At 32.1% G+C, this 13,387-nt stretch carries 14 protein-coding genes; all 14 read right to left on the bottom strand.

Going from position 1 to position 13,387, the window contains the following annotated elements; all coding sequences use genetic code 11:
- Positions 1–49: 49 nt before the first annotated feature.
- The 14 genes from BAZ10_RS16520 to BAZ10_RS16455 all read right to left on the bottom strand — a co-directional run bounded on the left by BAZ10_RS16520 (position 50) and on the right by BAZ10_RS16455 (position 13,381).
- Positions 50–1,051, bottom strand: coding sequence for a glycosyltransferase family 2 protein (locus BAZ10_RS16520; protein WP_078772967.1), 1,002 nt, complete (start codon positions 1,049–1,051; stop codon positions 50–52).
- 18 nt (positions 1,052–1,069) lie between these two features.
- Entirely contained in the window at positions 1,070–1,933 is an 864-nt protein-coding gene (locus BAZ10_RS16515; protein ID WP_078772966.1) for a beta-1,6-N-acetylglucosaminyltransferase, read from the bottom strand.
- 41 nt (positions 1,934–1,974) lie between these two features.
- Positions 1,975–3,033 (bottom strand): acyltransferase family protein, encoded by a 1,059-nt coding sequence (locus BAZ10_RS16510; RefSeq protein ID WP_078772965.1) that lies wholly within the window; start codon positions 3,031–3,033, stop codon positions 1,975–1,977.
- Between the two features lie 42 nt (positions 3,034–3,075).
- Positions 3,076–3,939, bottom strand: coding sequence for a beta-1,6-N-acetylglucosaminyltransferase (locus BAZ10_RS16505; RefSeq protein WP_078772964.1), 864 nt, complete (start codon positions 3,937–3,939; stop codon positions 3,076–3,078).
- On the bottom strand, positions 3,936–4,862 hold the full coding sequence (locus BAZ10_RS16500; protein WP_078772963.1) for an SP_1767 family glycosyltransferase: 927 nt from the start codon (positions 4,860–4,862) through the stop codon (positions 3,936–3,938). The genes BAZ10_RS16505 and BAZ10_RS16500 overlap by 4 nt, the downstream gene beginning before the upstream one ends.
- A 121-nt stretch (positions 4,863–4,983) precedes the next feature.
- Entirely contained in the window at positions 4,984–5,925 is a 942-nt protein-coding gene (locus BAZ10_RS16495; protein WP_078772962.1) for a glycosyltransferase family 8 protein, read from the bottom strand.
- The gene (locus BAZ10_RS16490) at positions 5,926–7,014 is read right to left on the bottom strand and encodes a glycosyltransferase (RefSeq protein ID WP_078772961.1); all 1,089 of its coding nucleotides are present in this window, start codon (positions 7,012–7,014) and stop codon (positions 5,926–5,928) included.
- A gap of 27 nt (positions 7,015–7,041) precedes the next feature.
- The gene (locus tag BAZ10_RS16485; protein WP_245803850.1) at positions 7,042–7,932 is read right to left on the bottom strand and encodes a GT-D fold domain-containing glycosyltransferase; all 891 of its coding nucleotides are present in this window, start codon (positions 7,930–7,932) and stop codon (positions 7,042–7,044) included.
- A gap of 60 nt (positions 7,933–7,992) precedes the next feature.
- Positions 7,993–8,529 carry a serine O-acetyltransferase gene (locus BAZ10_RS16480; protein ID WP_078772959.1) on the bottom strand — a complete coding sequence of 179 codons (537 nt, stop codon included), beginning with the start codon at positions 8,527–8,529 and terminating at the stop codon, positions 7,993–7,995.
- Positions 8,530–8,568: 39 nt separating this feature from the next.
- The gene (locus BAZ10_RS16475; protein WP_078772958.1) at positions 8,569–9,666 is read right to left on the bottom strand and encodes a glycosyltransferase WbsX family protein; all 1,098 of its coding nucleotides are present in this window, start codon (positions 9,664–9,666) and stop codon (positions 8,569–8,571) included.
- A gap of 57 nt (positions 9,667–9,723) precedes the next feature.
- Entirely contained in the window at positions 9,724–10,557 is an 834-nt protein-coding gene (locus BAZ10_RS16470) for a glycosyltransferase (protein WP_078772957.1), read from the bottom strand.
- A gap of 54 nt (positions 10,558–10,611) precedes the next feature.
- On the bottom strand, positions 10,612–11,610 hold the full coding sequence (locus tag BAZ10_RS16465; RefSeq protein WP_165690102.1) for a glycosyltransferase family 2 protein: 999 nt from the start codon (positions 11,608–11,610) through the stop codon (positions 10,612–10,614).
- 288 nt (positions 11,611–11,898) lie between these two features.
- Positions 11,899–12,828 (bottom strand): glycosyltransferase, encoded by a 930-nt coding sequence (locus BAZ10_RS16460; protein WP_245803849.1) that lies wholly within the window; start codon positions 12,826–12,828, stop codon positions 11,899–11,901.
- Positions 12,821–13,381 carry a GNAT family N-acetyltransferase gene (locus BAZ10_RS16455; protein ID WP_078772955.1) on the bottom strand — a complete coding sequence of 187 codons (561 nt, stop codon included), beginning with the start codon at positions 13,379–13,381 and terminating at the stop codon, positions 12,821–12,823. The genes BAZ10_RS16460 and BAZ10_RS16455 overlap by 8 nt, the downstream gene beginning before the upstream one ends.
- Positions 13,382–13,387: the final 6 nt, after the last annotated feature.

Raw genomic sequence — 13,387 nt, 5'->3', positions numbered from 1 at the left:
CAATTAATAAATAAGGGATTAAACGCAACATATAATTATAATTTTCTTTTTATTTATAAATAATACCATAAATATAACGAATCACCAGATTATAATATAGCTTTAAAATCCAGTATTGTTTCTTTACTGCAAACCATTCTAACAATCTGGTTCGCATAGGCAACTCTTTATTTTTCATTACAAACTTATTCGATTCCGAGAACCATTTCTCCCATTGTTTATAATTTGATTCTTTATCAGAAATCAAGAGAGGTAATTTAATATTCAGCTTTAGAAAATTAATTCCATCTCCTATTTTTTCTAAAAAGCCTCTATTTTTCAGATATTCTTCTATAGCTTCTAAATTAGTTGTTACTTCTAGTCTATGTTGTGCTGTATACATTTTTGTTAATGAGCCTTCATTAGACTGGCCATAATGATATAAAGCCTTATCAATAAAGGACACTTTATCTGCATGAGTAAATAGCTTCATCATAACCATCATATCTTCACCCATATTCATCCCCGGGATAAACCGAATATTATTGTCTTCATATAAAGAACGCCTTACAACAAAAAGCCATAGGTTCCAGCGCATAGTACCATGCAACATTTTTTGTATCGCTTCACCTGAACTCACAAAAGAAGGTTGATTCATTTTGCGTTCATTATGATTAAATGATAAACACCAGTTACAACCAATAATATCTGCTTCCGTCTTTATTATTTCTTCAACCATTAATTCTATTGCATTTCTTTCAATATAATCATCTGCATCTACATAGTAAATATATGCTCCGGAAGCATTGTCCAGCCCAGTATTACGTGCAGCAGCTACCCCCCGATTGGATTCGTGATTGAGTACTTTTATAGGAACATCCTCACCCTTAACCAACTTAGCTATATATCTATTAATAATATTACTTGTGTTATCTTTACTACAATCATTAATAATAATAACCTCTATATTTTGATATGTTTGTGATAAAATGGAATTCAATGCTATATGCAGTGTATCTGCCGCATTGTAAACAGGCATAATAATTGAAACTAAAGGTAGTAATAATGGCATATTCTCTTTTTATAAAATTTATAATATTCTGTTTAAAATACGATTAACCAACTCAATATTTTTACTATTGAACTTTCGGGCAAATAAATATTCTGATTGTATCAAAGCATCATAATCTTTATTTTCCCAATCATAAAGTACTCCATCTTTCCAGCCTATCATACGCATACAGCCTTTTCCTTCATGATCCGGATTGAAAATCCGGTCTTTAAATACAGAGTTCCAGCAAAGTGTGTGTATAAATATTTCGTCACTACAAAAAGTATTTCGGTACATTGTTAAGACTTCATCTTTTTTACTGATCGTATATTTAATAAAATCATGTGTAAGACTTACCCATTGTGTTCCTTTTTTAAAATCTATCCCGCTGTTTCTCCGGTACCTTAACATATATTGTATTTTTAACGCAAAAAATCTTACTAGCCTTCTGACAAATGGCATTCCGCCCGGAGCAGGTCTGAAATCTTCCGGGAACAAATGAAAGCGATTTACCTTCCGGTCAACCTCATAGCGATAATCATACGTGGAATATCCTATAAATTCTTTTCTCTGGTTTTGATTAAAGAAATCGTGAATTTCATCTTGTGATTTCAGGGGCATGTCTACGCCTGACAGTAAGTGATAATATGCAAATTCATCTACTGCTACTGCCTTTTCAAATAACTTGTACTCAGCCTCTACAACACTTATGTCTCCCCATCTTACGTCTGTTCTTTCCCTTAAGATGTGCAGATCCGAATGAATTGTTTCTAACTGGGGAAGTTCTTTGATCTTTTTATCGAAATGAATAAAAATTGTATTTCTCGGGTCATCAAGAGCCTGAATCAGGCGTGTTAATACCGGATATTCATGGTGTGCTAAAATAAGGTAGGCGTGTTTCATATGTTATAGTATATGAAGTATAAATTTCTAATCATTAACATTTAGGCTTTTACTTTTTTAGAAACAAAATTAACAATTGGCTTTTCAATAAAAACATAAAGCATACATCCTGCAATTATCGATGAAATAAACATGGTAAAATCTACTGTATTCAACAATATTTCTCCTGAAAAAAAATGATTCCCCGCCATTTTCAAGGCTTTAAATTTTAAGAAAGTAAAATAAAAATGTATCAGGTATATACTATAAGAAGCATCTCCCAGAAAAACAAGCTTTTGCATTACCGGTTTTGTCAGTGAAGCGTTACCGGTTAATGAGAAAATAATAATTATAGCCATTGCCGGTAGTCCACGAGATACAAAATGTGGTATTTGTATATCAATTAATACTGCTGCTATTAAACTAATAAGTAACAACAGGATAATACTAACATTAATATGTAAATTTATTCTTTCTTTAAAATATATGTATAAATAATAGCATATTATACCGGAAGCAAAATTAAGCAAACGAAAATCGCCTATTATATAGCTAAAATTCACCCAACCTAGTTGTGGCTCCTGCATACCCAATAAATTCACTAATAATACAACCCCTGTTAATATAAAAAAAATAGTATACAGCACATTCTTTCTGGCTGAAGAGAATAAAAGGACAACACTAAAAATGACATAAAAAAACATTTCATAAGTAAGGGACCATCCCGGACCTAATACCAGACGATAGTTAGGATCCCCTGTAAAAGTCGGAAGCAAAAGCAAGTTCCCAATATAAAAATATACATCCTTAATCCCCTCTGCCTTTGTCACAAATAACAGTAGAGGAATAGCACATATTATATAAACCGGATAAATCCGACTTATTCTTTTCTTCATAAAATACAAGGCATTGCCTATATTGGACCCTGTATTTAGTTTTACAGTTAAACACATTATAAACCCACTAAGTACAAAGAAAATATCTACACCAAATTCTCCCAGAACAACAAGTATCTTAGGTATCCATCCATCATTCCAGATATGGCATAATGCCACCAGTATCGCAGCATAACCTCTGATCACCTGTAATGCGTCAATCTTATTTTTAAAGAATTTTTCCATAAATCATCAAACAAGTTGATTATATATTAAGACAGAAATGTTTCATGATTCTGATTTAATTTTTTTAAAAATTTTTTTAACAATATTAGAAGCCTCAGTGCTGAATTTTCTTGCGAACAAATAATTTGAATTTATTAAAAACTCATAATCTTCATCTTTTAAAATTCGTGGACTACCATCTACAAAATCATTAAACAATAAATCGGGCATATTAATTATTTCAAATTTACCCTGACTGTTCTCCAGTAAATAGGGCACAAAATACTCATCACCACAAAATGACCATCTAAAATATTGTAATACTTCCTTCTTTTTGTCTATTATATAAGCAAGGGCAGAACGAGTTAAGCTTACCCAATTATTCGCTTTTATTGTAACCTTAGGATCTTCAATTCTATATATATTTAAGATATTTTGTATTTTCAATATTATAAGCCATAAGAAATGAGATATTTTTTGAACTATAATATTGTTGTGTTTATAGTTTCGTAGAAAAAAGTGATACCGCCCTAATTTCATTTTAACCTCATAATCATTTGTATAGATAAAGCTTAATATTTCCTTACCTGGATTCTGATCAAACAAAAAATGGATCTCATCCTGACTCTTCAGCGGGAAATGCGTTCCCGAAATTAAATGATATCTGGTTGATTCCTCATTATTCTTGAATGCCTGTTCAAACAAAGCATATTCAGCTTCTATTTGCGATACATGTCCCCATCTTACATCAACACGATTTTCTAATATATACAGGTTTGATTTATTTAGCTTAATCTCAGGAATTTCCTTTACTTTTTTATCAAAATGGATATAAATATCATTTCTATCATCGTCCAGAGCCAACAAAAGTTCTTTTAATACCTCAAATTCATTATGAGCCATTATTAGGTACGTATGTTTTTTCATATCGTTTGGATTTCATCAATAATCTGCGATTGATAAACTGAATCAAAATCGGCCTTATCTATCCGGCCCTGCATTACTTCATTGACGTATTTATTGGGTACTTTAACCTTCTTTTTTGCCCCAAGCTTGTACCATTCATATTCAATATCCACATGACCAATATCAATAGCCTGATGGCCTGCTGCCGACAAATCATAGGTTAAAACAGTTGCCGTATGCCCCAAAGCCACTAAAATCAGTTTATTTTCACCATTTCGTTTTACTTTCTCTAAAATTGTATCGTACAGTTGGAAGGCATTTTGGGGAGGACACAATAGCCGTTCAATACTTTTTGTATTATCGAACATATCATTTCCGACACCTAACCTCGACATTTTTCCTTCAACGATTAACAGGTCTTTATCCTGCCATATTTTTTTCAGGTGCTTTATATACTCCGGATAATTTTTAATATCCAAACGATCCATATAGAACCGTGTAAAGTTGGTATCACCGAATAAACGATCAAGATTTAAATTCTTAAGCATTTCAATTCTCCCGTTCCATTCACGTTCCCAAAACATTCTGGCTCCTAGTTTTGAAACAGCAGAATCCTTAAAAGCATAAGGCATACAGACCAAATGGTTGTTCAATGAGGATTGAAATACTTCAAGTAATCTTTCGGCCAGTTTCACATCATAATTCTGAAATGTATCTACACCAAAATTCTGTTCATTCCCTTGCGCTACATAATGTCCCATCATTTGAAACTCTCCGTCACCAAAACGGCTTACAGAACAATTGTATTTCAGGATATGACTAATTGTAGCTTCCGAAGTCAATATATTTAACTTACTTCTGCTTGCCTTCGTTTTATTATATTCCTTCCTTATTTTAGGAAAATTAAGCACTCTCCACAGGAAAACTTTAACTATTTCAAACATTGATCACAGAATTAAATGAATTATAAACAGCCTGAAGTGTACTTTTCAAGTAACTCTTTAGCAAATAATCAATTACTTTCACGTATTTATATAATTTAGCTTTCATTTTATATATCATAAATTATTTCATACTTCTATATACAGATAGCATTTTTAGCAAAATAAAATTACCCGCTTTTGTATTCAATACCTTTGCCAGATAATACAACTTCTTTTTTACTTTATTTTCCGATTTAATATCCTCAGGTAGCAGATCATAATACTGCCACCAGGCTCCAAATTCTATTGTAAAACTATTCCATGGTTTGTCTCCGGTATAATGTATTGTACCATGTTGCTGTATTTGCGCCCAGTCCTCTTCCGAATAATAATGCAGAAAATCCTTTTTATACTGAGGCAGAAAAAATGTACGGATACTATTGTAGTAAGGAGGCAATCCTAATATTCTGTCTTTGCATAACTGATTCAACACATCCTGATCCGGGAATTGGAGACCTTCTGCTTTTGCGGCTTCTAAAAATCTGGGTACCATATTATCCTGTCTTAATTGTGCTAAATTCATAACCAAAAATCCGGAGTTAATATATTTACCCGGCTCACAACCTATAGATATTAAATAAGGAGTCTGAAAATCCAGACTGGCTTCATATACTGCCGCCATATAATTGTCACCCAAATCAACTTCATGATATAGTTTTGCCAGATCGTTTCTTACGATAACATCACAATCAATATAGAGTACCTTATCATACTCAGGTAATATTTCAGGTAACAATAATCGATATGATGCCGCTACAGTATAACGTTCGTCTATATAAATATCCTGAAGTTTTCCAGTTAAGTTCATAAAAGAAAACCGGATACGATTCTCATCCAGTTTTTTCAGATTTTCTTTCATTCGCTGAGGCAATTCCTCTGTTAGCAAACAGATCACGTGAAACTTTTCTGCTTCTTGAGAATGCTTTAAAATTGAATACAAACAAGTTGCTGCCGGAATAAAATAATTCGGTGTAAACGCAATAACTATTGGTACTTCATTGACCTCTGTGGATAATTTTTCCATTTACTTTTTACTTGTAATTAATTCATCATAAAGTTTCACTAATTTTTCAGCTTCTACCCGAATATTAAAATTCTTATCAGTAATTATATCATCAATCGGCTCTCTTTTATAATTACACCCGATTTCGTTAATTGTCTGAACCCATTTTTTTATATCATCATCTTTTATTCCTCTGTAAATAATGTAATCTGTAATAGAGATCAATTTTGTTACTTCATCTGAAACAATACATTTCAAGGCAGCACATTGCGCTTCTACCAAAACCAGAGGCAATCCTTCATAAAAAGAAGGCAACAACATAATGTCCATGGCCATCATTAGTGTATTTACATCTTCTCTGACATTTAAAAACAAGGTCTTATCATAAACATTATTTTTATGTAATTCTTCTTCCATTGGTTTTCTAAGCTCCCCATCCCCGATGATCAATAAAACAACATCCGGATTTTGCTTTGCCAATGCTGCAAAAACTTTTACCAAAAAGAATATATTTTTCTGGTGGGATAATCTTCCTACAAATCCTAATACTAATTTATCTTCCAATCCCAATTCTTTACGGTATCGGTTTCTTGCCTCTACATCAAACGAGAATTTTTTAACCTCAACAGCATTGTTTATAACACGTCCGGTTTGTGCATATTTTTCTCCGAAAACAGCATTCAGGGACAGGTCACTGGCCCCGACTCTTTTTGTGACAACAGCATTCATCAAACAGCGCAACAATTGATTTTTAAATCCCGGATTAGCTCTTGAAAGGTGCGCATGAGAAACACGAACTTTAACACCGGACATTGCAGCTACCGCTAAATATACTGATGATTGAAGTTCGATATGAGAATGAACAACATCATATTGCCCCGCTTTTATTAATTTTCTTAAAAAACTACACCGCTGAAATATATTATTCGGCATATAATAGACTTTCATTCCTAAGTTTTCAAACAAATCATGACAGCCTTGCTTCTCTCCGGTATCAATAGCAACAATATCAAAGCTTACTTTCTGCTTATCAATATATTTATAATAGTTGCTCAGAAAACTACTAATGCCTCCTGAATCAATACGTGTAACAACATGTAAAACTTTCATAAAAAACCAATCATAAATTCTACTTATTTATTTGGCTATAATACGACACAGAACATCTTCATCCCGCAGACCTGTAGTTTTTACAAACCCACCGTCGTCACTCTGATTTTCAGAAACTTCCGTTATAACTTTTCCCTGAACTGCGACCTTTTCCGTAGCTTTCATTAAAAACCATTGATATTCTATATCAATATGCCCAAGATCCAAAGCTCTTAAACCTGCTCTTGCTAAATCATATGCCAAAACTGTTGCCGTAGGTCCTAAAGCAAGAATAATTACTTTATTCTGTCCATAATGTACGGCTGTTTTCAAGATTTCATCATAATAGTCAAATGCATCCTTATTAGGGCATAAAATACGTTTGATACCTAAAGAATTATCAAACAAGTCATTATTTACTCCTAAACGACTGCCTTCACCTTCTACTATTAATAAATCTTCACCGTCCCATAGCTTTTTTAGTTGATTCACTTTTTTCTGAACCCTTCTGCTATCTTTATCTGCAAAGTCCATATAAAACCTCGTTATTAATGTATCAATATAAACCTGCTGTTTTTCTAATAATTTGGTTATTTTATATCTTCTTTCACGAAGGTAATTCTCCCAAAAAGTATACGCATCAGGCACCAATGATGTTTCATCGTATTCTTTCAAAGCTATCGGAACTGCAAGCTTTAAATTATATTTAGATATATCTTTATCTTTCAGAATGTCTATCATTCTTTGTTTTAGTTGGGGATTAGCTTTCTGAAAACGAAGAGATATATTTCTGTTATACAAAAACTCACCATTAAGCATCAAAGTAAACTCCCCGTCACCAAACCTTGCCAATGAAGATTTATCTTTAATCAATGAATCTATACTCTCATCAAATTCAAGAATATTAACTTTTAATTTCTTTTTAATATACCTAGACATATTTACATTATATATCCAGTCTATTTTGTTTAGAAACTTTTCATATATATTCATTTCTAATTATTTACAATTTAAAATTCTTCCAGGAATACCAACCACAGTAACATTAGGCTCCAAAATGGACTTGGTAACAATTGTACCTGCGCCGATTTTTACTCCGTCTGCAATTGTAATTCCACCTAATATCTGAGCCCCTTGCCCAATATCCACATTATCACCGATAACCGGAGAATCATCGGGAAAACCTCCTTTGCTTCCAATACAACAGTTGCCATGAATCGTACAATTTTTTCCTATTCTGGACTTTGGATTGATAATAATAGATCCGTAATGATATATTTTCAAACCGGAATCAAAACATCCCGCCGCAATAAAAAAACCAAGCTTACGCCCTAAAATATTTTTTTTTCTCTGATAATAATATTTCAAAAGTTTATTTGGCCGATGAAAGGTATAATATTCTTCCTTTCTTAAATTTTTGATAAATTTACGCAACCAGTATTGTTCTGTCCTGAGCAGCCAGTCTATAAAAGCTTCTTTTGATAACTTTGGATAATAATCCATTCTATCTGCATTTATATAGTTTTTGAAATTCATATCAAAAAATTCTTACTGTTTATTTTAAGACTACAATTCTTATTTATCATTTAATACATCTTTGATCACTTCTAGGTATTGGCGCCCGAATTTTAAGTCCGGCTCCAGATGATTACCTTCCGCCCATTCATTCCAAGACTTTATAAATATAATTTTATTATCATCATCATATGTCTCTGCAAGTTTTTTCGCATTAATCATTGCTTTCTTAAATAACTCCGGAGTCGAATTATGTAATACAAAACCATTTAATCCGCTTCTGGGAGTATTATCCCAATTGGGAATTACCGTAGGGTAATAAATATTATCACCATGCTCCTCCGTAAAATCCTGGACAGCATCTTTATAATAATAGATTCTTGTTGGCTTTCTGAATATTTTTTTATAGTATTTATGAAGTCTACTTGTTTTTGCGCGGCGGTATAAATCAACAAATTTATTAGGTGAGCGCAAATAGCTGTTTTTAGTATGTACAGCCGGAGTCAAAGCATCAAAGCCATATTGTCTGGCTGGCCAGTCTGGACCTACATTAGTAGCAACTAAATGTAATCCCTTTAATCCGTTCTCTTCAGCCAGACTTCTAAAAGTATTCACAAATAAGTTTAAATCCGGTATTTCTGTAGGCTTATAAACCATAAATAAAGGTTTACCATTAACTTTAAAATAGCGGGAATCTCTAAATGCAGGAAGAAGAAAATTAAAATGTGCAATATAATCTTCAATCCCAGGATATTTTTGTTCCATCAAAACTGTTTTTGGATTCCCATGCCATATACCAGACCAACTTTCGTTAGCCCATGCAAGACAAAACGGAAAATCTGGTTCTCCACTATTTAGGACTTCATTAAAAGGACGTTCTAAAATTCTTTTTCCGTTTCCAAACCAATAATGCCAATAACAAAATGCTGTAATATCATATTCCTTAGCCAAATCTGCCTGTGCCTTTCTCGCTTCCGGGAGTCTTAAATCATAAAAACCTAAATCTGCAGGAACATGAGGTTGATAATGACCTTTGAAAAAAGGCTTTGCTTTAGCTACATTTGTCCATTCCGTAAATCCTTTACCCCACCATTCATCATTCTCGGGAACGGGGTGAAACTGAGGAAGGTAAAAGGCGATGGTTTTAATATTAGTCATTTCTAATCTATACTTTTATACTTAGTTAATACTATTAAAGGAAGTTAATAAGAAATATCAATTCTTCAAGCTGACTTTTAGTTTTGATTTTAAATAAAATTTAAAGAATGTTAAAAAACCTGTTATTCTTAAATATTTAAAATTAAAATATTTAAAAATCATACTCTTTTGCTTTTGAGGAAAGGATAATAAATATTTGTACAGAACAAATAGTGCATACCCTTCGTGTTTTGATAAAATTTGCCTGTTACTCTGTGTATAAGTTCTTCTAAGCTCACTAAATTTATGCATTGCGGAAAACCATTCTTGATTGGTGCTTCCATTTGAAAAATGTCTAATCATAATTTTATTTGTCACATAATTTATATAATCTTGTGAAACCCGATATGACAAATCAATATCATAAGCATGAAACCCCTGAAGTAACTCATTAAAAAAATATTTATCAAAAACAGCTGACTTAATGGCTAAAAAAACACCATCTAAAACTTCAACTTTTGCAAATTCATCAAGTTCATATCGATAAAACTGTCCTTGATCATATTGCGTGTAATTTCTGACTGTCTCTGTATTTAATTCCCACCATCCAATGGGCACATTCGGAAGGTATCGGGATCCGGCAACACCTACGATCCCACAAGTAGGTTGATTTAATTCCTCCAACAAAAGAATACCCCAATTTTTAGTTTCAAATTCTGTATCTTCATGTATAAAAAGCAAATTCTGATACTTAGCTTTTTTTCTCCCTATATTATAGGCTTCACATATCCCCATAATACCAGGATTATAAACTTTAATAATTTCATATTCAATGCCACAGGTTTCCTGAATATTTTTTTCAAGATTTTGATAGTAATGTTCTTGATATGAAGAAATAATAATAGAAAGCATCAAAATTATACTTAAATTTAGTATTAATTAATTTTTATTTTTAATTATATAAACCTACACATTCAGAAAAGTAGTTCCTTTCTCATGACTTTTCTTAATAATTACATTTTGTTTTTTTATATACTTATTACTATTCTGAAGTACTCTATACAGCCTGTAATCTATTTTTTTTATAAGCAGGATTATTCTCATATATATGGACAATGAATTTTGCAATAAAATAATTTTAATATTCATTTCCTTCCAAGACGGGTTATACTTTGTAACCGTTTGCAAAACACAACGCTCTAAAATTGCAGTATTCATTTCTTTCACTTCCTTCAACATTCCCTTCTGTAAGAAATATTTTCGTCTTAATGTATAGGCCTCTAACTTGTCCAAAACGCCTTTATCATTACCTGCCGAAGACATAATACTCTCTTCCCGTTTCCTGTAGTAATAAAGCTTTGCATCTATAAAAACAATTTCTTTACACTGATCTAAAGTTTCATGAATAACAAATTCATCTTCATGAATTTTACCTGCCGGAAACTTTATTATCTCCCACAGTCTCCTATGATATAATTTATTACACACCACAACTACATTAGGAGCCTTAAAGCTTAGAATCTGAGACAATAATTCTCTATTTCCAAATCTTTTTGTTAGCACATCTTCAATTTTCTCTTCTTTTGTGATTCCAAGATGAGAGTCAAAACCAAGCATTTCACAAAAAGCCAAATCCGCTTCTTTAATATTTGCATACAACAATTCCACAAATTGAGGATGTATCACATCATCACTATCTATAAAAGCAATATATTCGCCTTTACATATATCCAGTCCTGCATTTCTGGCAGAAGAAAGCCCTCCGTTTTCTTTATGTATGACAACAATACGGTGGTCTTGTTTCGCATATTCCTCGCATATCTCCCCACACCTATCCGGTGAACCATCATTCACCAGAATAATCTCCAGATGATTATATGTTTGATCTATAATAGAATCTACACATTCATGGATAAACTGCTCTACCTTATAAACAGGTACTATTATGGAAATTAATGGGATCATATTAATATTCATCTTTATTCATCTGTTCAATATCCTATTAACCAAAGGACGTAATATGACGAAAATAATATTATATTTATCTTTAATAAATGTTTTTTCATAGACACTCATGATTTCAACTTCAACTTTAATTTTTTATTAATTTTACTATTATGTAATTTCAAATATTATTTCTCATTTATAAAGATAATTTTTCCAAAATTCATTATAGTTATTATTTTAAAATCTACCCTCTTGTTACTAAATATTTTATATTCATCATCTATTATCTTAGTTCAATTATGGATATTATTTTCTCGTTCCAATATATCTCCCTCCCCTTTTTAAAAATTCAAAAATATAAGAAGGTTTAACTTTCAGAATAAATATTATAAAGGTTATTTTTTCTTTAAAATTCAGACTTTTAAGGGGCAGTAATTCTATTAAAGTAGTAATTTTTTTACCCAGACTTTTCTTTACTCGATGATCTACAGTGTAATCTCTAAGTACACAAAGCATTTCTATAGAGCTCTGTAACCTGAAATATAGACTCTTTTTGCCCCAGACAGATCCCCCCCAAAATCTATACACAGACATTATATCCGGAATATATCCATATTTACCTTTTTCACCATTTAAAAACCATAATATATAATCTCCAATCACTCCTTTAAAAAGGTGCTGTGGCAAACTAAAATTATTACGATACAAAACAGTAGCTGTATGCATAAAGTTTCCGTTTAAAGCCAAATAATTCAAATCCCTTTTCATGGTAAAATCCGGATTGTTTAGCGTCTCTAACTCTATTTTCCCGGATTCTTCATCCAAAATCTCTGATCGATGATACACAAGATTACAATCCTGATTTGCCTTTAAGTAATCAACCTGTTTTCTTAATTTTTCAGGATCTGTCCAATAATCATCACCTTCCAATGCTGCAATATATTGGCCTGTAAGGTTTGACAACAGATCATAGTTATTTTGCCTTGCCCCAACATTTTTATGCTGAAGAATCAACTTTATAACTTCAGGATATTTTTTTTGATAGTCTAAAATAATTGATCGGGTATTATCTGAAGAACAGTCTTCCGCAATAACTATTTGCACGCTAAATTTTGTTTTCTGCATCAATACGCTTTCAATTGCCTGCGCAATATAATCCTGATGATTATATGCAAGGATAGCAACAGAGACAATAGGTTTTGCAATAGTTTGATCAACGATTTTAAAATTATTCACCCCAATAATTGTTTTTATCCAACAACTCGAAATAATCTTTTCGGGTAATTCCAACAATCTTTTTATCCCAAAATTTATTATTTCTAAAATACCACTCTCTCTGGACCCCTTCGTCCTTCCAACCACATTTTTTTACATAAACACCATAAGAGGGTTCATTGTATTCTATAATAGAACCATCTAAACGATTAAGTCCTAGCTCTTCAAATGCATATTTCATAATCGTCATAATAGTATCAACAGCATAACCTTTCCCACGCATATCTTTGTCACCCAATAACATTCCATGGTGAGCATTTTTATCTTTCCAGTTTATATCAACCAAATTTGCTGTACCGATTAATCCTAATTCTTCAGTATCAATTGCAAATCGTTGATGAAGAGAACCTACGGAGAGAGATTCAAACCACTTCTGCTGATCTTTCATATTTGTTGGAAAATGCCATCCCCCAATCATTGTGTTAATATAAGGATCGTTTGCCCATTTATGTAATAACTCTAAATCACTATACTCTATAGCTCTTAATAAAACTTTTTTTCCTACAATATTCATACAATT

The sequence above is a fragment of the Elizabethkingia occulta genome (assembly GCF_002023715.1).
Classification (GTDB): Bacteria; Bacteroidota; Bacteroidia; order Flavobacteriales; family Weeksellaceae; genus Elizabethkingia; species Elizabethkingia occulta.
Note: the sequence above shows the minus strand (reverse complement) of the source record. Positions and strands in the feature narration are given on the sequence as shown.